General features: G+C 71.7%; 18 protein-coding genes. 9 read left to right on the top strand and 9 right to left on the bottom strand.

What is annotated here, in order from left to right; genetic code table 11:
* Positions 1-936 (bottom strand): LysR substrate-binding domain-containing protein, encoded by a 936-nt coding sequence (locus ACFUK0_RS19970; RefSeq protein WP_380251982.1) that lies wholly within the window; start codon positions 934-936, stop codon positions 1-3.
* A 150-nt stretch (positions 937-1,086) separates the two neighbouring features.
* Here ACFUK0_RS19970 and ACFUK0_RS19965 point away from each other — a divergent pair, with 150 nt between their 5' ends.
* Together ACFUK0_RS19965 and ACFUK0_RS19960 are read left to right on the top strand one after the other, a co-directional pair.
* Positions 1,087-2,409, top strand: coding sequence for an MFS transporter (locus ACFUK0_RS19965; RefSeq protein ID WP_380251954.1), 1,323 nt, complete (start codon positions 1,087-1,089; stop codon positions 2,407-2,409).
* Complete coding sequence (locus ACFUK0_RS19960; protein WP_380251952.1) at positions 2,406-2,960, top strand: Uma2 family endonuclease; 555 nt, start codon at positions 2,406-2,408, stop codon at positions 2,958-2,960. Before ACFUK0_RS19965 ends, ACFUK0_RS19960 begins: the two co-directional genes overlap by 4 nt.
* Before the next feature lie 27 nt (positions 2,961-2,987).
* Here the strand turns inward: ACFUK0_RS19960 and ACFUK0_RS19955 are convergent, their stop codons facing one another.
* The 7 genes from ACFUK0_RS19955 to ACFUK0_RS19925 form a co-directional block, all read right to left on the bottom strand.
* Positions 2,988-4,265, bottom strand: a complete 1,278-nt coding sequence (locus ACFUK0_RS19955; RefSeq protein WP_380251950.1) for a thymidine phosphorylase — start codon at positions 4,263-4,265, stop codon at positions 2,988-2,990.
* A 116-nt stretch (positions 4,266-4,381) separates the two neighbouring features.
* The gene (locus ACFUK0_RS19950; RefSeq protein WP_380251948.1) at positions 4,382-4,780 is read right to left on the bottom strand and encodes a cytidine deaminase; all 399 of its coding nucleotides are present in this window, start codon (positions 4,778-4,780) and stop codon (positions 4,382-4,384) included.
* The gene (locus ACFUK0_RS19945) at positions 4,777-6,045 is read right to left on the bottom strand and encodes an ABC transporter permease (RefSeq protein ID WP_380251946.1); all 1,269 of its coding nucleotides are present in this window, start codon (positions 6,043-6,045) and stop codon (positions 4,777-4,779) included. The genes ACFUK0_RS19950 and ACFUK0_RS19945 overlap by 4 nt, the downstream gene beginning before the upstream one ends.
* The gene (locus tag ACFUK0_RS19940) at positions 6,042-7,244 is read right to left on the bottom strand and encodes an ABC transporter permease (protein WP_380251944.1); all 1,203 of its coding nucleotides are present in this window, start codon (positions 7,242-7,244) and stop codon (positions 6,042-6,044) included. The genes ACFUK0_RS19945 and ACFUK0_RS19940 overlap by 4 nt, the downstream gene beginning before the upstream one ends.
* Before the next feature lie 5 nt (positions 7,245-7,249).
* Positions 7,250-8,794, bottom strand: coding sequence for an ABC transporter ATP-binding protein (locus tag ACFUK0_RS19935; protein ID WP_380251980.1), 1,545 nt, complete (start codon positions 8,792-8,794; stop codon positions 7,250-7,252).
* Positions 8,795-9,131: 337 nt separating this feature from the next.
* The gene (locus ACFUK0_RS19930; RefSeq protein WP_380251942.1) at positions 9,132-10,196 is read right to left on the bottom strand and encodes a BMP family protein; all 1,065 of its coding nucleotides are present in this window, start codon (positions 10,194-10,196) and stop codon (positions 9,132-9,134) included.
* Positions 10,197-10,575: 379 nt separating this feature from the next.
* Positions 10,576-11,823, bottom strand: a complete 1,248-nt coding sequence (locus tag ACFUK0_RS19925; protein WP_380251940.1) for an amidohydrolase — start codon at positions 11,821-11,823, stop codon at positions 10,576-10,578.
* A gap of 355 nt (positions 11,824-12,178) precedes the next feature.
* Here ACFUK0_RS19925 and ACFUK0_RS19920 point away from each other — a divergent pair, with 355 nt between their 5' ends.
* The 3 genes from ACFUK0_RS19920 to ACFUK0_RS19910 all read left to right on the top strand — a co-directional run bounded on the left by ACFUK0_RS19920 (position 12,179) and on the right by ACFUK0_RS19910 (position 15,541).
* The gene (locus ACFUK0_RS19920; protein WP_380251938.1) at positions 12,179-12,934 is read left to right on the top strand and encodes an SDR family NAD(P)-dependent oxidoreductase; all 756 of its coding nucleotides are present in this window, start codon (positions 12,179-12,181) and stop codon (positions 12,932-12,934) included.
* Positions 12,935-13,004: 70 nt separating this feature from the next.
* On the top strand, positions 13,005-14,672 hold the full coding sequence (locus ACFUK0_RS19915) for an alpha/beta hydrolase (RefSeq protein ID WP_380251936.1): 1,668 nt from the start codon (positions 13,005-13,007) through the stop codon (positions 14,670-14,672).
* Between the two features lie 167 nt (positions 14,673-14,839).
* The gene (locus ACFUK0_RS19910; protein WP_380251934.1) at positions 14,840-15,541 is read left to right on the top strand and encodes a 2-oxo-4-hydroxy-4-carboxy-5-ureidoimidazoline decarboxylase; all 702 of its coding nucleotides are present in this window, start codon (positions 14,840-14,842) and stop codon (positions 15,539-15,541) included.
* 10 nt (positions 15,542-15,551) lie between these two features.
* Here the strand turns inward: ACFUK0_RS19910 and ACFUK0_RS19905 are convergent, their stop codons facing one another.
* Positions 15,552-16,334 (bottom strand): hypothetical protein, encoded by a 783-nt coding sequence (locus ACFUK0_RS19905; RefSeq protein ID WP_380251932.1) that lies wholly within the window; start codon positions 16,332-16,334, stop codon positions 15,552-15,554.
* 259 nt (positions 16,335-16,593) lie between these two features.
* Here ACFUK0_RS19905 and sdhC point away from each other — a divergent pair, with 259 nt between their 5' ends.
* From sdhC to ACFUK0_RS19885, 4 genes are read left to right on the top strand one after another with little or no spacing between them, the layout of a single operon-like run.
* Positions 16,594-16,974: a succinate dehydrogenase, cytochrome b556 subunit gene (sdhC, locus tag ACFUK0_RS19900; RefSeq protein WP_380251930.1), complete on the top strand. Its 381-nt coding sequence runs from the start codon at positions 16,594-16,596 to the stop codon at positions 16,972-16,974.
* Positions 16,975-16,979: 5 nt separating this feature from the next.
* Positions 16,980-17,477, top strand: a complete 498-nt coding sequence (gene sdhD / locus ACFUK0_RS19895; RefSeq protein WP_380251928.1) for a succinate dehydrogenase, hydrophobic membrane anchor protein — start codon at positions 16,980-16,982, stop codon at positions 17,475-17,477.
* Between the two features lie 44 nt (positions 17,478-17,521).
* Entirely contained in the window at positions 17,522-19,264 is a 1,743-nt protein-coding gene (gene sdhA, locus ACFUK0_RS19890; protein WP_380251926.1) for a succinate dehydrogenase flavoprotein subunit, read from the top strand.
* A complete protein-coding gene (locus ACFUK0_RS19885) occupies positions 19,264-20,037 on the top strand; it encodes a succinate dehydrogenase iron-sulfur subunit (protein ID WP_380251924.1) in 774 nt (257 codons plus the stop codon). Before sdhA ends, ACFUK0_RS19885 begins: the two co-directional genes overlap by 1 nt.
* Positions 20,038-20,071: the final 34 nt, after the last annotated feature.

Genomic DNA, 20,071 nt, shown 5'->3' with positions numbered 1-20,071 from the left:
TCACCCGTGGTCCAGCAGGCGCCCCCGCCGGGACAGCACGAAGTCGCGGAACGCCGCCACCGGAGGCGTCAGCGGCCGCCCCGTCACCCACGCCAGCCCGATCGCCCGCGCCGTCCGCGGCGCCGTCACCTCCAGCTCCACCACCCCCGGCCGGGCCACCAGGGCCGGCGGCAGCAGCGCCACCCCCAGACCGGCCGCCACCAGCCCGCGCAGGGTCTCCGCCTCCTCCCCCTCGAAGGCGATCCGCGGTACGAAGCCGGCCTCCGCACAGAACCCGTCCGTGATCGACCGCAGCCCGTACCCGCGCTCCACCGCCACGAACGGCTCCTGCGCCACCTCCGCCAGCCGGATCCGCCGCCGGCCCGCCAGCCGGTGGTCCGCCGGGACGACCAGCGGCAGCCGCTGCTCGTCCAGCGGGCGGGCCGTCAGATCCGGTGCGTCCGGCATCGGCGCGACCAGGCAGAGGTCCAGCTCGCCCGCCCGCAGCCGCTCCAGCATCGCCGCCGCGTAGTCCTGCACCAACTGGAACCGCACCTGCGGACGCACCGCCCGGAACCCCCGCAGCAGCGCGGGCACCGCGTCCGACCCCATCGTGTGCAGGAACCCGAACGCCACCCGGCCGGTCGACGGATCCGCCTCCGCCCGCGCCGCCTCCGCGCCCCGCTCCAGCTCCGCCAGCGCCCGCTCCACCGAGGCCAGCAGCAGCCGGCCCGCCCTGGTCAGCCGCACGGTCCGGCCCTGACGGGCCAGCAGTTCCACCCCCAGCTCCTCCTCCAGCCGGACCACCGCCCGCGACAGCGTCGGCTGCGGCATCCCCAACAGCTGCGCCGCCTGCGTCACATGCTCCAACCGGGCCACCGCCGCGAACTGCGCCAGCCTGGGCGCGAGCTGCGCCACCGCCGCCCCGGGCCCCAGCCCGGCGAGCCGCAGCGGCAGCTCCGTCGCCCGCTCCGTGCCGTCCGTCACGCACACCCCGCCTCTCCTCGGCGGCCACCGGCCGCGCCACCTCGACTCATACCCAGACGCATCGATTCCGAGCCAATCATGCATTGGACGCATCAACGGCGCCGGTCCTACCGTCATGCCATGCCACCCGCCACTAGCGGGGCGTCCCAGGCCACCATGCCGACGGATGCCCGCATCCAGCCCTCCCCCACCACCGGAAACCCCACCACCCCGGAGACGGCGGACCGGCGCCACCGCCCCGGCGACCGCGCCTTCCGCCGCGCCAACCTCGCCCTCTTCGCGGCCGGCGTCGCCACCTTCGTCCTGCTGTACTCCACCCAGGGCCTGCTGCCGATCCTCTCGGCCGACCTCGGCCTGACACCCGGCCAGGCCAGCTGGACGGCCTCCGCCGCCACCCTCGGCCTCGCCCTGGCCCTGCTGCCCGCCAGCGCCCTCTCCGACCGGTACGGCCGCACGGCGGTGATGACCGCATCGATGCTGGCCGCCTCCGCCCTCGCCCTGGCCCTGCCCTTCGCCCCCGACCTCACCACCCTGGTCGTGCTGCGCGTCCTCCAGGGCGCCGCACTCGCCGGCCTGCCCGCCACCGCGATGGCCTACCTCGCCGAGGAGATCCACCCGAGCGCGCTCGCCTCCGCCATGGGCCTGTACGTCGCCGGCAACAGCATCGGCGGCATGGGCGGCCGGCTGCTCTCCGGCTGGGCGGCCGCCGCCTGGGGCTGGCGCTGGGGCCTGGCCGCCTCCGCCGCCCTCGCCCTGCTCGCGGCGCTGGCCTTCCGGCTGCTGATCCCCGCCGCCCGCAACTTCCGCCCGGCCCCGGTGGACGCCCGCGCGCTCGCCCGGACCGTCGGCGCCCACCTGCGCAACCCGCTGCTGGTCCGGCTGTACGCGCTGGCGCTGCTGTTCATGGCCGTCTTCGGCGCCGTCTACAACACCATCGGCTACCGGCTGATCGCGGCCCCGTTCGACCTGCCCCAGTCGGTGGCCGCCTCGATCTTCGTGGTCTACCTGGTCGGCACCGCCACCTCCGCCGCCGCCGGCCGCCTGACCGGCCGGCTCGGCCGCCGCGGCGCCCTGTACGTCGCGATCGGCGTGACCGCGGCGGGCCTGCTGCTCTCCCTCGGCGACTCACTGCTCCGCACCCTGCTCGGCCTGGTCCTGATCACCGGCGGCTTCTTCGCCGGCCACGCCACCGCCTCCTCCTCGGTCGGCCGCACCGCCACCCACGGCCGCGCCCAGGCCTCCGCGCTCTACCTGATCGCCTACTACCTGGGCAACAGCCTCGGCGGCACCGTCGGCGCCGACGCCTACCACTCCGTCGGCTGGGACGGCGCCGCCGCCGTCGGCCTCACCGCGATGACCCTGGCCGCCGGCGTCACCCTGTACGCGACCCGGCAGGCGGTACGGGCCCGGCGGGGTGTGACCGTCGATACACTCGGGGCATGAGCACCGATCCGGCTGTGTACGCCCGGTTGCGCGAGATCGCGGATCAGCTTCCGCAGGTGCCCGGGATCGGGAAGGTGGAGATCGCCGACGGCGAGATCGTCATGATGATGTCGCCGGTGAAGCGCCACGAACTGGCAGTGCTACGAATCGCCCGGCAGCTCAACGCGCAGCTTCCGCAGACCCACCCCGGGTACATCGCCCACGGCGGCGCGGACCTGGAGGACGCCGGGCTCGGCAGACTGCGGAATCCGGATCTCATGGTCTTCCCCGAGACCGCCCTGGACGACGAGAAGCCCGCCCTGCTCCCGCACGAGGTCCTGCTCGTGGTGGAGATCGTCTCCAAGTCCAACCCCGAGAACGACTACCAGCACAAGGTCCGTGACTACGCGGCCATGGGCGTCCCGCTCTACCTGCTGATCGACCCCCGCAAGGGCACCGGCATCGTGCACGACGAGCCCGGCTACACCGTCCGCAGGGAGTTCGCCTTCGGAGAGACCGTCACCGTGGGCCCGTGGAAGCTGGACACCAGCGTCCTGCGCACGTACGCCTGACCGGCCGTACGCGCGCAGGACGCGCGGTCACGCGATGCGGTCCAGCACGATCGGCTTCGGCGTGAACGGCGTGCCCGCCGGGTCGACGACGATGCCGCCGGCGAGCGCCTCGACGGCGTAGTCGTAGCGCTCGGGGGTGTCGGTGTGCAGCGTCAGCAGGGGCTGGCCGGCCACCACGGTGTCGCCGGGCTTGGCGTGCATCTCGACGCCCGCGCCGGCCTGCACCGGGTCCTCCTTGCGGGCACGGCCCGCGCCGAGGCGCCAGGCGCAGACGCCGACGGCGTACGCGTCGAGGGCGGTGAGGATGCCGGAGGCGGGGGCGGTGATGACGTGCTGCTCGCGGGCGACCGGGAGCGGGGCGTCGACGTCGCCGCCCTGGGCGCTGATCATGCGGCGCCAGTGGTCCATCGCGGAGCCGTCGCGCAGCGCGTCCGCCGGGTCCTTGCCGTGGACCCCGGCGGCGGCGAGCATCTCGCGGGCCAGCGCGAGGGTGAGTTCGACGACGTCGGCGGGGCCGCCGCCGGCCAGCACCTCGACGGACTCGCGGACCTCCAGCGCGTTGCCGGCGGTGAGGCCGAGCGGGGTGGACATGTCGGTGAGCAGGGCGACGGTGTTGACGCCCGCGGCGGTGCCGAGGCCGACCATGGTGCGGGCGAGCTCCTGGGCGTCGGCGAGGTTCTTCATGAAGGCGCCGGAGCCGACCTTGACGTCCAGGACGAGGGCGCCGGTGCCCTCGGCGATCTTCTTGGACATGATCGAGCTGGCGATCAGCGGGATCGCCTCGACGGTGCCGGTGACGTCGCGCAGCGCGTACAGCTTCTTGTCGGCGGGGGCGAGGCCGTCACCGGCCGCGCAGATCACGGCTCCGGCGGAGCGCAGCACGTGCATCATCTCGTCGTTGGAGAGCTGGGCCCGCCAGCCGGGGATGGACTCCAGCTTGTCGAGGGTGCCGCCGGTGTGGCCGAGGCCGCGGCCGGAGAGCTGCGGGACGGCGGCGCCGCAGGCGGCGACCAGCGGGGCGAGCGGCAGGGTGATCTTGTCGCCGACGCCACCGGTGGAGTGCTTGTCGGAGGTCGGCAGCGGGAGCGAGGAGAAGTCCATCCGGACGCCGGAGCGGATCATCGCGTCCGTCCAGCGGCTGATCTCGCGCAGGTTCATGCCGTTCAGCAGGATCGCCATGGCCAGGGCGGACATCTGCTCGTCGGCGACCTCGCCGCGGGTGTAGGCGTCGATCACCCAGTCGATCTGGGGGTCGGTCAGCTCTCCGCTGTCGCGCTTGGTCCTGATGACGGAGGGGGCGTCCATAGGGGTTCTCCAAGAGGGTCGGAAAAGGCGAAGAGTGCCGCGGGCCGACGGTGGTGAACAGTCGGCCCGCGACACTCTACGCGCGTAACAAACGGAACGGCCAGAGCCGCTCCGGCTCACTGCAGGCAGTCAGGACCGAACGCGTCGGGCAGGACCTCGCTCATCGGCCGCACGCCCGAGGGCAGCTCGACCAGCAGCTCGGGGCCGCCGTGCTCGAACAGCAGCTGACGGCAGCGCCCGCAGGGCATCAGCAGCCGACCGCCCCCGTCCACACAGGTGAACGCGACCAGCCGGCCGCCACCGGAGGCGTGCAGCGCGGACACCAGCCCGCACTCGGCGCAGAGGCCGAGCCCGTACGAGGCGTTCTCCACGTTGCAGCCGGTGACCGTCCGGCCGTCCTCCACCAGCGCGGCGGCGCCGACCGGGAACTTGCTGTAGGGCGCGTACGCGTGCGCCATCGCCGCGCGCGCGGCGTCGCGCAGCGCGTCCCAGTCGACCTCCTGGGCCGGCGTCACTTGCCCTGCCCCTTGCGGTAGATCTGGCCGTCGGCCTTCGGCGGCCGCAGTCGCTGCGAGGCCAGCGCGAGCACCACCAGGGTGATCACGTACGGGGTCGCCACGATCAGCGGACGCTGCACCTCGTCGGTCAGCGCGTACCAGGCCCACAGGCCGCCGGCCACCACGGCGCTGATCACCGCGGCGGTGTACTTGCGCCGGTAGAGGTGCCAGAGCGCCAGCAGGGCCATCGCGATCGCGATCACCAGGATCAGCACGTGCACCGACTCCGGGTCGCGCAGCTGGAGGCTGTCGGTGAAGCCGAACAGCCCGGCGCCGACGGCGAGGCCGCCCGGCATCCAGTTGCCGAAGATCATCGCGGCGAGGCCGATGAAGCCGCGGCCGAGCGTCTGGCCGTCCTTGTAGAAGTGCGCCGCGACCAGCGAGAGGTACGCACCGCCGAGGCCCGCGAAGGCGCCCGAGGCGATGACCGCGAGGTACTTGTACTTGTAGACGTTGACGCCGAGCGACTCGGCCGCCGTCGGGTTCTCGCCGCAGGAGCGCAGCCGCAGGCCGAAGACCGTCCGCCAGAGGACGAAGTAGCTGGCCACGATCAGCGCACCGGCCAGCACCACGACCACCGAGAGGTTGGTGACCAGGCCGCCGAGCACACCGGCCACGTCCGAGACCAGGAACCAGTGGTGGTTCTCGATGTCCTTCAGACCGGTGGAGAGCCCGGGAATCGTGATGTACGGCAGCGGATCCGCGGGCGGCGACTGGTTGGCACCGGCGCCGAACGGGATGTAGTCCTTGTAGTAGATCTTGTTGACGTACGCACAGATGCCCGGGATCAGCAGGTTGACGCCGACACCGGACACGATGTGGTCCACGCCGAAGGTCACCGTGACGACCGCGTGCAGCAGGCCGCCCAGCGCGCCGCCGAGCATGCCCGCCAGCAGGCCGAACCAGGGGTTGACCAGGTAGCCGGCCCAGGCGCCGCAGAAGGTGCCGGCGACCATCATGCCTTCGAGGCCGATGTTGACCACGCCGGCCCGCTCGGACCAGAGGCCGCCGAGGCCGGCCATGCCGATCGGCACGGCGGCGCCGAGCGCCGCGGTGATCTGGCCGGAGGAGGTCAGGCTGTGGTTGCCGGTGATCGCGCCGACCGTGGCGAACAGCAGCAGGGCGCCCGCGATGAGCAGCAGCACGACCGGCAGCGACAGCTTGCGCTTGCCGGCGGGCGCACTGCCCGGCGTCTTGGGGCGAGCAGCGGTTGCGGTGCTCATGCGGACACCTCCTTCTTGGCGGTCGACGCGGCCAGCGCGGCGAGTTCGGCGCCGACCTTCTGCTGCTGGCGCTTGAGGCCGTAGCGGCGCACCAACTCGTAGGCGACGACGACGCAGATGACGATGGTGCCCTGCATGACCTGCACGATCTCGAACGGGAAGGCCCCGTTCTGCGGCAGCGGCAACTGGGTGCCGCTGACGTCCAGGAACGCGAAGAGCAGCGCCGAGAAGACCATCCCGATCGGGCTGTTGCGGCCGAGCAGGGCGACCGCGATGCCGGTGAAGCCGAGCTGGGCCTGGAAGGTCTGGCCGTAGTAGAACGAATCCTGCAGCAGGTTGGGCATACCGATCAGGCCGGCCAGCGCACCCGACACCGCCATGCTGATCAGCACCATGCGCTTGACGTTGACGCCGGACGCGGTGGCGGCGGTCTCCGAGCGGCCGGTGGCGCGCAGGTCGAAGCCGAAGCGGGTCCGGTTCAGGGTGAACTGGAAGGCCACCCCGACGATCACCGCGATCACGATGAAGCCCCAGAGCGTGCCGCCGGCCGTCTCGACGGAGAAGAAGTGGCTGGAGGCCGAGATCGGGTTGGTCTGGATGCTGTTGGTGGTGGTGCCCTTGCGCGGCGCGAAGATGCCGGGAACCAGCAGCAGACCGACCACCGCACTGGCGATGGCGTTCAGCATGATGGTCGAGATGACCTCGCTGACGCCCCGGTAGACCTTCAGCAGACCGGCGATGCTCGCCCAGAGTCCGCCGACCAGCATCGCCGTGACGAGCAGCAGCGGGATCTGGATGAAGGCGGGCAGGTCGAGCTGGCCGCCGACGTACGCGGCGAACAGGGCCGCGATCCGGTACTGGCCCTCGACACCGATGTTGAAGAGGTTCATCCGGAAGCCGAACGCGGCTGCGGCGGCGGCCAGGTAGTAGACGGTGGCCCGGTTGAGGGTCAGCACCTGGCCGTCCGACTTGGTGCCGTAGGTCAGCATGACGTCGAAGGCGTCGAACGGGTTCTTGCCGGAGACCAGCAGGAGGATCGAACAGATCACCAGCGACAGCAGGACGGCCAGCACCGGCGCGGCGAGGCCGAGCGCGATGCGCTCGCCGTCGAAGCGCCGGGCCTTCGGCAGCCCGGCGGGGGAGGACCCGGCCGGGGCGGGCCCGGCGGGTGTGCCCGGGGCGGGATTGGGACTGGTCATGTGGGTTACTCCCCCGCCTGCGGGTCGTCGGCGGTGTCGGTGGGCGCGTCCGCCGGGCCCTCGGTGGGCGGCGCGGCGGCCTCGGTGCCCTCGGCGGCGACGGCCCGGTCCTCGGCCACGGCGTCCGGGTCGGACTCGATGTGGCCGCTGGCGGCGCCGGTCATCGCGGTGCCGAGGTCCTCGGCGGTGACGGTGGCCGGGTCGGCGTCCGCCACCAGGCGGCCGCGGTAGATCACCCGGATGGTGTCGGAGAGGCCGATCAGCTCGTCCAGGTCGGCGGAGATCAGCAGGACGGCCAGGCCGTCCCGCTGGGCGGAGCGGATCTGCTCCCAGATCTGCGCCTGCGCGCCGACGTCCACACCGCGGGTGGGGTGGGAGGCGATCAGCAGCTTCGGGTGGTGGCTCATCTCGCGGCCGATGATCAGCTTCTGCTGGTTGCCGCCGGACAGCGACGCCGCGGTGACCTCGATGCCCGGGGTCCGGACGTCGTACTCCTCGACGATCCGCCAGGTGTCCTTGCGGGCACCGGCCGAGTCGAGCAGCGGGCCCTTGGAGTTGGGCGCCTCGGTGACGTGGCCGAGGATCCGGTTCTCCCAGAGCGGGGCCTCCAGCAGCAGGCCGTGCCGGTGGCGGTCCTCGGGGATGTAGCCGATGCCGGCCTCGCGCCGGGCCCGGGTCTGGGTGCCGGTGAGGTCCTTGCCGTCGAGGGTGACGGTGCCGGCGTCCAGCGCCAGCATTCCCATCACGGCCTCGACCAGTTCGGCCTGGCCGTTGCCCTCGACCCCGGCGATGCCCAGGATCTCGCCCCTGCGGATGCGCAGCGTGATGTCGTCCAGGACGACGCGCTCGATGCCCTCGGCGTCGGCCTTGGCGATCCGCAGGCCGTCGACGCGGAGCATCTCCACGTCGGTGACGGTGGACTCGCGGCTCTCCGGGGACGGCAGCTCGGTGCCGACCATCATCTCGGCCAGCTGCCGGGCCGTCACCGTCCTCGGGTCCGCGTCGCCGACGGTGGTGCCGCGGCGGATGACGCTGATCGCGTCGGCCACCGAGAGCACCTCGTGCAGCTTGTGCGAGATGAAGATGACGGTGACGCCCTCGGCCTTGAGCTCGCGCAGGTTCGCGAAGAGCGCGTCGACCTCCTGGGGCACCAGGACGGCGGTGGGCTCGTCCAGGATCAGGATCCGGGCGCCGCGGTAGAGCACCTTGAGGATCTCGACCCGCTGGCGGTCGGCGACGCCGAGGTCCTCGACCAGGGCGTCGGGGCGGACCCCGAGGCCGTACTGGTCGGAGATCTCGCGGATCTTCGCCTTGGCCTTCCCTCCTATGCCGTGCAGCTTCTCGCCGCCGAGGACGACGTTCTCCCAGACGGTGAGGTTGTCGGCCAGCATGAAGTGCTGGTGGACCATGCCGATGCCGCGTGCGATGGCGTCGCCGGGGGTGCTGAACTCGACGAGCTCGCCGTCGACGGCGATGGTGCCCTCGTCGGGGCGCTGCATCCCGTAGAGGATCTTCATCAGGGTGGACTTGCCGGCGCCGTTCTCGCCCATCAGGGCGTGCACGGTGCCGCGTCGCACGGTGATGTCGATGTCGTGGTTGGCCACGACGCCGGGGAAGCGCTTGGTGATGCCGCGCAGTTCGACGGCCGGTGTCGCCGTCCCCGCGCTGGGGGTGCCGCCCTGGCTCAGGGCGGGGTCGGAAGCGGTGATGGCGATCTCCTGGTGGTCTGGAGGCGCGTCATTGCGCTGGAGGGCCAAGTCGGTGGGGGGACGGAAGGGGCCCGGGGGTACGCGCTGAGCGCACCCGGCCGGGCCCCTCCCTGATGCTGCGTCGATCATCCCGCTGCCCGGCAGGCGGCAGCGGTAACGACGTCCTGTTCCGCGCGCCTTACGGGGCGGTCGGGACGGTGGTCGCGCCGCTGGTGATCGCGGTGGTGGCCGCGTCCAGCTTCGCCTTGATGTCGTCGATGTGGCCGCCGGTGGTGGCCAGCGAGACGCCCTCGGCCTTGAGGTCGAAGTTCTTGACGCCGGTGAGCGGCGAGCCGTCCTTGATCGACTTGATGTAGGTGTACACCGAGGTGTCCACGTTCTTCACCATGGAGGTGAGGATGGCGGCCTTGTACTTCGCCAGGGCCGGCTGGCTGGCCTGGTCGGAGTCGACGCCGATCGCCCAGGTACCGGCCTTGTTGGCGACGGCCTCGATCGAGCCGCTGCCGGAGGAGCCGGCCGCCGCGTAGATGACGTCGGCGCCCTTGTCGAGCTGGCCCTGCGCGGCCTCCTTGCCCTTGTCGGGCGAGGAGAAGCCGGTGAAGTCCGGCGGCGTGGTCAGGTACGTGGTCTCGACCGCGATCGCCGGGTCGACCGACTTCACGCCCGCCTTGTAGCCGGCCTCGAACTTCTTGATCAGCTCGGACTGCACACCGCCGATGAAGCCGACGTGCTTGGTCTTGCTCTTGTTGGCGGCGGCGACGCCGGCCAGGTAGGAGCCCTCCTGCTCGGAGAACGTCAGCGAGGTGACGTTCGCCGGCTGGGTGGAGGAGGCCGAGTCGATGATCGCGAACTTGACGTTCGGGTTCTCCTTGGCGACCTTCTCGACCGCGTCCTGGTAGACGAAGCCCACCGCGATGATCGGGTTGTAGCCGCCGGTGACCAGGCTCTTCAGCCGGGTCTCCTTGTCGGACTCGGCCTCACCGGTCTTGGCGTCGGCCTCGGTGACCTGGACGCCCAGGTCGGCCTTGGCCTTGTCGAGGCCGCGCGCGGCGGAGTCGTTGAACGACTGGTCACCCCGGCCGCCGATGTCGTAGGCCATGCCGACCTTGATGCCGGACGCGCCGGCGGTGCCGGATGCTCCGGCGGAGGTGTCGTCGGTGCTCTTTGCGCCGCAAGCGGCGAGCGAGGCAATGCCCAGGGAACCCGAGAGCACAACCGCGGCGAGCTTAGTAGAACGGCGCAAGGGAGTATCTCCTTCTCACACGCACCCGTTGAGCGTGGTCGGACGCCACCGTAACGCGCGTAGAACACGGTTGTGTTACGGCTTGATTCGGCATCCGGGTTGTTATCAAACCGTGCCACCAGGGGTGCGGGACCAATGTTCGCCTCCCAGTGTCAGGGGACCGGAGCGGACATCAAAGCGAAAGCGGTCGGCAACCTGACAAACTCGGCCGAACCCGGGCAAGGACGGACGCCCGGCCTCCCGCTCAACCCGCTGCCGGGGCACGGAAAACGGGCGCCGCCCCGGGTGGCGGGCCCCGGCTTCGGAGCCCGCCAGCCGGGGCGGCGTGTGATCAAGAGCACCGGGCCGGCGCGGACGCACCCGGGCGGCCAGGCCGCGGTCAGACCGTGCTGTGCTCCAGCGCCAGGGCGGCGAACAGCTCCACGCCGATCCCGATCGCCCGCTCGTCGACGTCGAACCGGCCCTGGTGCAGGTCCCGCACCACCGGATCACCCGGCGTCCGGACGCCGAGCCGGGCCAGCGCACCGGGCGCGTGCTCCAGGTACCAGGAGAAGTCCTCCCCGCCGAGGCTCTGCTCGGTGTCCTCCACCACCTGGCCGGCCGCCCCGAAGCGGGCGGTCATCGCCGCCTCCAGCTGCGCGATCGAACCGGCCTCGTTCACCACCGGCGGCACCCCCCGGTGGTAGTCGAGCGTCCACTTGGCGCGGTGCGTCTCGGCCATCTTGGCGATCAGCTCGTGCAGCAGGTCCGGCGCCTCGCGCCAGCCCGCCAGCTCCAGGCAGCGGACGGTGCCCTCCAGCTCGGCGTGCTGCGGGATGACGTTCGCCGCCGATCCGGAGGCGATCCGGCCCCAGACCAGGCTGACGCCCCAGCGCGGGTCCATCCGGCGGGCGAACACGGCCGGCAGGTCCACGGCCATCCGCGCGACGGCGGTGACCAGGTCGGTGGTCAGGTGCGGCCGGGCGGTGTGCCCGCCGGGGCCGTCCAGGTGGAGCACCAGCCGGTCGCAGGCGGAGGTGATCGCGCCGACCTTGAGGCCGATCCGGCCGACGTCGACCCTCGGGTCGCAGTGCACCGCGAAGATCCGGCCGACGCCGTCCATGCCGCCGGCCTTGATGACGTCCAGCGCACCGCCGGGCATCACCTCCTCGGCGGGCTGGAAGACCAGCCGGACGGGCCGGCGCAGCTCGCCGGTCCGGGCCGCGGCGGCCAGCACCAGGGCGGTGCCCAGCACGATCGAGGTGTGCACGTCGTGCCCGCAGGCGTGCGCCCGGCCCGGCACGGTGGAGCGGTACGGCGCCTCGCTCTTGGCGTCCTCGATCGGCAGCGCGTCGATGTCGGCACGGAAGGCCAGCAGCGGAGTGCCGGCCGGAGTGCCGGGGGGCACGATGTCGACCGTCATCCCGGTACCGCCGGGCAGCAGGCGCGGGGCGAGGCCCGCGGCCACCAGCCGGTCGTGCAGCAGCCCCGTGGTGCGGAACTCCTGCCGGCCCAGCTCGGGGTGCCGGTGGAGGTCGCGGCGGAACGCGATCAGCTCAGCCTCGAAGGCCCGTACCCGGGTGCGCAGGTCGGCGGCGGGGCGGGGGGCGGCGAGGAGGGCCTGTTCGGCGGGCCGGGGATCGTTCACCTCAACAAGGGTAGGCCCGTGCGGGGGATTTCGCCCGGCTTCCCCGGAAGAAGTCCCCGGATGGGCGCATAGCGGCGGCACGGATGGGTATGACATCTCGTTCGCTTCGCCTTCCCGTGCGATACCTGCCCTGTGCAACGAACACCCGCCCGGTGGGTCACGGCGCTCCCCACCTTTCCGTGCCCACGTCACGGCGAGGTGTAGCGCCGGTTTCACGCACGCGAAATGACGCCCGGTCAGACGTGCGGATGCCGGGGCCGGGCCGGTGGGAGCAGGCTCACAACGGCCGGCCGCGCAGGCCTTGAGACAATCGGAGAAACATCCGAACTTCCGGAGCCTTACCGAAGGAGCGGCTTTGACCGAGCAGAAAGTGGCCGTCGTCACCGGTGCCAGCAGCGGGATCGGTGCGGCGACCGCGCGCCGACTGGCCGCCGAGGGCTTCGACGTGGTGCTGGCCGCCCGCCGTACCGACCGGATCGAGGCGCTCGCCAAGGAGATCGCTGCGAGCGGTGGCACGGCGCGCGCGCTCACCCTGGACGTGACCGACCGGGCCGCGGTGGACGCCTTCGCGGCCGCCGTCGGCCGGGTGGACGTACTGGTCAACGACGCCGGCGGGGCGATCGGCGCGGAGTCGGTCGAGACCGGCGACCCGGCCGACTGGCTGGCGATGTACCAGGTCAACGTGCTCGGCGTGCTGCACGTCACGCAGGCGCTGCTGCCGGCCCTGCGGGCCACCGGGGACGGCACGGTGCTGCTGGTCTCCTCGACGGCGGCGCTGACCGCCTACGAGGGCGGCGGCGGCTACGTGGCCGCCAAGCACGCGGCGCACACCATCGCGGCGACGCTGCGGCTGGAGCTGTGCGGGGAGCCGGTCCGGGTGATCGAGATCGCGCCGGGCATGGTGAAGTCCGAGGGCTTCGCGGTGACCCGCTACCGCGGCGACGAGGAGAAGGCCGCCGCCGTCTACGCGGGCGTCGCGGAGCCGCTCACCTCGGACGACGTCGCCGACACCATCGCCTGGGCGGTGACCCGCCCTTCGCACGTCAACATCGACCTGCTGGTGGTCCGTCCGCGGGCCCAGGCGGCCAACCACAAGGTGCATCGCGCCTGATCCAGCGGGGGCGGTCCGAGGGGCGGAATAACAGATTCATCACACGATCAACACCTGGTACACAAGTGCGATGATCACTCCTCGGGCCGCCCGGCTTCGCCTGCTCGTGCCTGCTCTCACGGCCGGCGCCCTGCTGCTGACCGGCTGCACCGGCCACACCGACCCCGACGCCGTCGACCCCGCCCTGCAGGCCGCCGACGGCGCCCCGGCCACGGCGGCCCCGGCACAGGCCGCCACCTCGGCCGCCGCCCAGGCCGCCGCCGGCAAGCCCGCCGGCGCGGACGACCCCGCACTCAAGTCCTTCTACGCCCAGCAGATCACCTGGGCGGCCTGCCCCGACCCGCAGAACGAGAACCTCGACACCACCGGCCTGGAGTGCGGCAAGCTGCACGTCCCGCTCGACTACGCCAACCCGGGCACCGCCGCACTCGACATCGCCCTGGTCCGGCTGCCCGCCGCCAAGCCCGACCAGAAGGTGGGCTCGCTGGTCGTGAACCCCGGCGGCCCCGGCGGATCCGGCCTGGAGTTCGTCGAGGGCTCCCGCAAGGACTTCGCCGGCGCCCTGCACAACCGCTTCGACGTGGTCGGCTTCGATCCGCGCGGCACCGGCCAGAGCTCCCCCGTCTCCTGCCTGACCGACGCGCAGCGCGACGCGCTCGACCAGATCGACTCGCCGGACGACGCCAAGGCCCGCCGGGCGCAGAGCGACCAGCGCAACCAGGAGTACGCCGCCGCCTGCCAGGCCAACTCCGGCAAGCTGCTCCCGTTCGTCGGCACCCGCAACACCGCGCGCGACGTCGACGTGCTCCGCCAGGCCCTGGGCGAGCGGAAGCTGAACTACCTCGGCATCTCCTACGGCACCTACCTCGGCGCGCTCTACGCGGAGGAGTTCCCGAAGAACACCGGCCACCTGGTGCTCGACGGCGCCGTCGACCCCGCCGCCGACCCGCTGGACGAGAGCATCGGCCAGCTGGCCGGCTTCGAGAAGTCGCTGCGGGCCTTCGCCGCCGACTGCGTCCGCAACCACGCCGCCGACTGCCCCCTGGGCACCGACCCCGACACCGCCGCCCAGAAGGCGTCCGACTACCTGGACACCCTGCACGACCACCCGCTGGCCACCGCGGACGGCCGGAAGGTCAACCGCGACCTGGCCCAGCTCGGCACCATCGCCTTCCTCTACGGCGACGAGAAGACCACCTGGCCGATGCTGCGGCTCGCCTTCGTCGCCGCCATGAAGGCGAAGAAGGGCGACGTGTTCCTGGCCGGGGCCGACACCTACAACGGCCGCGACGAGAAGGGGCACTACAGCCCGCAGGAGGACGCCCACACCGCGATCTCCTGCGCCGACGGGGCGGCCCCCGCACCCTCCCCCGAGCGGATCCAGCAGGTGCTGGCGAAGCTGAAGGAGCAGGCCCCGCTGTTCTCCAAGGACACCGCGGCCGAGGACTTCGCCGTCGCGTCCTGCGCGGCCTGGCCGTTCCGCACCACCGAGGCCCCGCACACCGTCCGGGCCGAGGGCAGTGCCCCGATCCTGGTCGTCGGCACCACCGGCGACCCGGCCACCCCGTACGCCGCCGCCGAGAGCCTGGCCAAGGGTTTCGCCAGTGCGACGCTGCTCACCCGGGAGGGCGAGGGCCACGGCGCGTTCGGTGCGGGGAACGCCTGCATCGACCTCGCACTGGAGGTCTACCTGATCGACGGGACGCTGCCGGCCGCCGGGACCCGCTGCGCCAAGTAGCACGTCAGGAGGCGTACGGTGCTGACAGGAGGCTGTCAACGTCACAACTTGATAGCTCGATCAGGTGAATTCTGCGCGCGCCCTCCCCAACTGATGACTGCTCAACTACCGTGGTGCCGCTGCCAGGCCGACCCTCGCACCTGCCCGGATCGGCTGATACTTCACCCGTGCCCCGTACGGACGGCCCGCACAGTCGGCACAGCCTCGCGCATCCAACAGAGCATCGTTTTCCCGGCAGGCTTGCCCGCACCCACCCTCGCCCGGCGCGCACCCCTCAGCCCTCCCTCCGCGCCGCCCCTTCCCGCCCTCACGAGGAGGACCCGCTGGCCAGCGACATCCCGTCACAGCGGCTCGACCCCAAGTCGGAGCCGACACTCCTCGGGCTGCACCGCTTCAACGAGGCCGATCCCGGCGCTGCCGAGGAGGCCCTCCTGGCCTGCTGCGGCAGCCGCCGGTGGGCCCTGCGTCTCACCGCCCACCGGCCGTACCCCGACATAGACTCCCTCCTCGCCGCCGCAAGCGAGGCCTCCTACGACCTGCGTCCGGCCGATCTGGCCGAGGCGCTGGCGGACGAGAGCTGGATGCCGCAGCCGCTCCTCGGCATGCGCGCACCCGGCAGTCAGGCCGCGCACACCGCCCTGCGGGCGGCCCATGCGGCGTACGAGGCCCGGTTCGGGCACGTGTTCGTCGTCTGCCTGGAGGGCATCGCCCCCGAGGAGATGCTGGACACCGTGCTCTGCTCGGTCCGCACCAGACTGGCCAACGACCCGGACGAGGAGCGTCTGGTCGCGGCCGAGGAGCTGCGCCGGATCGCGCTGACCCGGCTGGAGCACCTGGTCGCCACCCACACCGAAGCCGGGGCGCGCTGAGGCGCACCCGCTACGGCCGCGCGGCCCGCTGGGCGGCGCGGAGCTTGGCCACCTGCTGCCGGACGACCCGTTCGTCCGGCTCGGTGGCCGGCTCCGCGCCGACGCCGACGGTGCTGAACACCGCGAGCACCGAGCCGACCCGGGCGAGCAGCGCCCGCTGGGTGAGGGTCACCCCGCCGGATTCATTCGTCAGGGTGAACCCGGTCACCGCGTCCGCTCCCCCGGTGGTGGGCGTGTCGGCGCGGCTCAACCGGTGCCTGGCCGGGACCCCTTTACGGGCCGCCGGCACTCCGCGCACCCCCGCGGTGGTCGAGGTGAAGCTGCCGCACTGCGCGAGCACCTGCTCCACCCGGGCCTGCAACTCCCCGGCCCGGCCGGGCCGGTAGCCCAGCAGCCCGGCGTACACGCCGCCCTTCGGGTCGGCCGCCCTCGCCACGCTCAGGTCGGTCTCGGCGGCCGGCCCGCCGCCCTGGCCGGCCGGGGCCGCCGGGGTGACGGCGTCCAGGACGGGCTGGCAGGCCGGCACGTCGGTGACCTCCCGGCCGTCGGCCGGACCGGTCTCGCCGTGACCGGGGGTCATCACCGTCACGATGTAGCCCGGCCCCAGGTCCCCGTCGGTGAGGGCGGCGGCCCGCAGCTCGGCCGCGGTCAGCTCCCGCCCGGCGCCGGCCAGGTCGGCGGAGGGTGAGCCCACCGTGGTGCAGCCGGTGGCGAGCAGCAGGAGACCGGCCAGTGCCAGGACGGGACGGGGGGCCGGCGGGAGGACCGGACGCGGAGCGGGACGGAGCGGCACGGGGGCCTCGGCAGTCGTCGGCGGGAATTCGGCGGGAACTCGGGGGAGCGGCCGCCACCGTAGCGCAGTCAGTCGGTCACTCATGGTGACAACGGGGTGCCGGATTAGGCCGCACGTGCCTGTTTGATCACACCTCGGGCCCCCGGAGGCGGTTACCGACAGCGCGTCGATAGGATGCTGGCGGCCGGAGGACCGTACCGGCCGGGCTGACCGACACCGAAGCCGGCCGAGCCCCCAATCGCTTCCGGAGGGTTTTTCCGTGCCGGCTGGAACGCTGTACCGCGGCCGGGAAGGCATGTGGAGCTGGGTGGCTCATCGAGTCACCGGCGTCCTCATCTTTTTCTTCCTGTTCGCCCACGTCCTCGACACCGCTCTCGTGCGCGTGTCACCCGAGGCATACGACACCGTCATTCAGACGTACAAGACGCCGCTCGTGAACCTGCTGGAGTACGGCCTGGTGGCCGCCATCCTGTTTCACGCGCTGAACGGCCTGCGGGTCGTCGCCGTGGACTTCTGGTCGAAGGGCCCGAAGTACCAGAAGCAGATGCTCTGGAGCGTCGTGGGTGTCTGGGTCGTCCTGATGGCCGGCGCCTTCTACCCGATCCTTCAGCACACGCTGACCAACTGGTTCGGGAAGTGACCGGCATGCCTACGGACTACACCTACACCGACGCCGTGGTGGTTCCCTCCGCCCAGGCCCACACCGGCCGGGGTCTCGGTACCGGGAACCCGGCCGACGCCTTCGTCGTCGAGCCGCCCCGGACCCGGACGAAGAAGACCCCGCGCCGGACCCGGACCAACTTCGAGATGCTCGCCTGGCTGTTCATGCGCCTGTCGGGTGTCGTGCTGGTCGTGCTGATCCTCGGCCACCTGCTGATCATGCTGGTGCTCGACGGCGGCGTCTCCAAGATCGGCTTCGCCTTCGTGGCGGGCCGCTGGGCCTCGCCGTTCTGGCAGGGCTGGGACCTGCTGATGCTGTGGCTGGCCATGCTGCACGGCTCCAACGGCATGCGCACGGTCATCAACGACTACGCCGAGAAGGACTCCACCCGGCTCTGGCTGAAGACGCTGATGGGTGTTGCCACGGTCTTCACCGTGCTGCTCGGGACGCTGGTGATCTTCACCTTCGACCCCAACATCTAACTCAGCATCTAATCGGCAGAGGCCAGAGGCGAGCTAACACCCCCATGCAGATTCACCAGTACGACACAGTCATCGTCGGCGCGGGCGGCGCCGGCATGCGCGCGGCCATCGAGTCGACCCAGCGCAGCCGTACCGCCGTGCTGACCAAGCTCTACCCCACCCGGTCCCACACCGGCGCGGCCCAGGGCGGCATGTGCGCCGCCCTCGCCAACGTCGAGGAGGACAACTGGGAGTGGCACACCTTCGACACGGTCAAGGGCGGTGACTACCTGGTCGACCAGGACGCCGCCGAGATCATGTGCAAGGAGGCCATCGACGCCGTCCTCGACCTGGAGAAGATGGGCCTGCCCTTCTCCCGCACCGAGGCCGGCCGGATCGACCAGCGCCGCTTCGGCGGACACACCCGCAACCACGGCGAGGCGGCCGTGCGCCGCTCCTGCTACGCGGCGGACCGCACCGGTCACATGATCCTCCAGACGCTGTTCCAGAACTGCGTCAAGCACGGCGTCGAGTTCTTCAACGAGTTCTACGTCCTGGACCTGCTGATCAACGAGGGCCGGACCGCGGGCGTCGTCGCCTACGAGCTGGCCACCGGCGAGATCCACGTCTTCCAGGCGAAGTCGGTCGTCTTCGCCTCGGGCGGCACCGGCAAGTTCTTCAAGGTCACCTCGAACGCCCACACCCTCACCGGTGACGGCCAGGCCCTGGTGTACCGCCGCGGCCTGCCGCTGGAGGACATGGAGTTCTTCCAGTTCCACCCGACGGGCATCTGGCGCATGGGCATCCTCCTCACCGAGGGCGCGCGTGGCGAGGGCGGCATCCTGCGCAACAAGGACGGCGAGCGCTTCATGGAGCGCTACGCCCCCGTCATGAAGGACCTCGCGTCCCGTGACGTGTGCTCGCGTGCCATCTACACCGAGATCCGCGAGGGTCGCGGCTGCGGTCCGGACGGCGACCACGTCTACCTGGACCTGACGCACCTCCCGCCGGAGCAGCTGGACGCCAAGCTCCCGGACATCACCGAGTTCGCGCGCACCTACCTCGGCATCGAGCCCTACACGGACCCGATCCCGATCCAGCCCACCGCGCACTACGCGATGGGCGGCATCCCGACGAACGTCGAGGGTGAGGTCCTGCGCAACAACACGGACGTCGTCCCGGGCCTGTACGCGGCCGGCGAGGTCGCCTGCGTGTCCGTGCACGGCGCCAACCGGCTCGGCACCAACTCGCTGCTGGACATCAACGTGTTCGGCAAGCGGGCGGGCATCGCCGCGGCGAACTACTCGTCCACGGTCGGCTACACCGACCTGCCGGAGAACCCGGCCGAGAAGGTCCAGGCGCTCGTCGACGGCCTCCGGGAGTCGACCGGCACCGAGTCCGTCGCGCAGATCCGCAAGGAGCTGCAGGAGACCATGGACACCAACGCCATGGTCTACCGCACCGGCGCGACCCTGAAGCAGGCCGTCGAGGACATCGCCGGGCTGCGTGAGCGGTACAAGCACGTCGCGATCCAGGACAAGGGGTTCCGCTACAACACGGACCTCCTGGAGGCCGTCGAGCTGGGCAACCTGCTCGACCTGGCCGAGGTGCTGGCGGTCTCCGCGCTGGCCCGCGAGGAGTCGCGCGGCGGCCACTACCGCGAGGACTTCCCGACCCGTGACGACGTGAAGTTCATGCAGCACACCATGGCGTACCAGGAGGTCGCCGAGGACGGCACCACCTCGATCCGCCTGGACTACAAGCCGGTCGTCACCACCCGCTACCAGCCGATGGAGCGTAAGTACTGATGAGCACTCCGACTGTGGAGCAGCACTCGGCCGCTCTGGACGCGGCCGAGGCCGGTGGCGTCAAGCTGATCACCGTGACCCTGCGCATCCGCCGGTTCAACCCGGAGGAGCACCCGGATCCGGTGTGGGTGGACTACCAGCTCACCCTGGACCCGAAGGAGCGCGTCCTGGACGCGCTGAACAAGGTCAAGTGGGAGCAGGACGGCACCCTGACGTACCGCCGTTCCTGTGCGCACGGGATCTGCGGCTCGGACGCGATGCGGATCAACGGCCGCAACCGGCTGGCCTGCAAGACCCTGATCAAGGACGTCAACCCCGAGAAGCCGATCACCATCGAGGCCATCAAGGGCCTCACGGTCCTCAAGGACCTGATCGTCGACATGGACCCGTTCTTCCAGGCGTACAAGGACGTCATGCCGTTCCTGATCACCGGCGGGAACGAGCCGACGCGCGAGCGCCTGCAGTCCGCCGAGGACCGCGAGCGCTTCGACGACACCACCAAGTGCATCCTGTGCGCCGCGTGCACGTCGTCCTGCCCGGTGTTCTGGAACGACGGCCAGTACTTCGGCCCGGCCGCGATCGTCAACGCGCACCGCTTCATCTTCGACTCGCGCGACGAGGGTGCGGAGCAGCGGCTGGAGATCCTGAACGACCGTGAGGGCGTGTGGCGCTGCCGCACCACCTTCAACTGCTCGGAGGCCTGCCCGCGTGGCATCGAGGTCACCAAGGCGATCCAGGAAGTGAAGCGGGCCCTGGTGACCCGCCGCTTCTAGGAGCACCCGCACAGCTGAGGGCCCGTCCGGATCC

The organism is Kitasatospora sp. NPDC057223 (genome assembly GCF_042669755.1).
GTDB lineage: Bacteria > Actinomycetota > Actinomycetes > Streptomycetales > Streptomycetaceae > Kitasatospora.
The sequence above is the reverse complement of the archived record's forward strand: the minus strand, read 5'-3'. Positions and strand labels throughout refer to the sequence as shown.

Excerpts from the sequence above, each read along its gene's own strand:
- ACFUK0_RS19965 (WP_380251954.1), top strand. The coding sequence starts at position 1,087 with ATGCCACCCGCCACTAGCGGGGCGTCCCAGGCCACCATGCCGACGGAT.
- ACFUK0_RS19960 (WP_380251952.1), top strand. The coding sequence starts at position 2,406 with ATGAGCACCGATCCGGCTGTGTACGCCCGGTTGCGCGAGATCGCGGAT.
- ACFUK0_RS19955 (WP_380251950.1), bottom strand. The coding sequence starts at position 4,265 with ATGGACGCCCCCTCCGTCATCAGGACCAAGCGCGACAGCGGAGAGCTG.
- ACFUK0_RS19945 (WP_380251946.1), bottom strand. The coding sequence starts at position 6,045 with ATGAGCACCGCAACCGCTGCTCGCCCCAAGACGCCGGGCAGTGCGCCC.
- ACFUK0_RS19940 (WP_380251944.1), bottom strand. The coding sequence starts at position 7,244 with ATGACCAGTCCCAATCCCGCCCCGGGCACACCCGCCGGGCCCGCCCCG.
- ACFUK0_RS19935 (WP_380251980.1), bottom strand. The coding sequence starts at position 8,794 with ATGGGCGAGAACGGCGCCGGCAAGTCCACCCTGATGAAGATCCTCTAC.
- ACFUK0_RS19915 (WP_380251936.1), top strand. The coding sequence starts at position 13,005 with ATGATCACTCCTCGGGCCGCCCGGCTTCGCCTGCTCGTGCCTGCTCTC.
- sdhD (WP_380251928.1), top strand. The coding sequence starts at position 16,980 with ATGCCTACGGACTACACCTACACCGACGCCGTGGTGGTTCCCTCCGCC.
- sdhA (WP_380251926.1), top strand. The coding sequence starts at position 17,522 with ATGCAGATTCACCAGTACGACACAGTCATCGTCGGCGCGGGCGGCGCC.
- ACFUK0_RS19885 (WP_380251924.1), top strand. The coding sequence starts at position 19,264 with ATGAGCACTCCGACTGTGGAGCAGCACTCGGCCGCTCTGGACGCGGCC.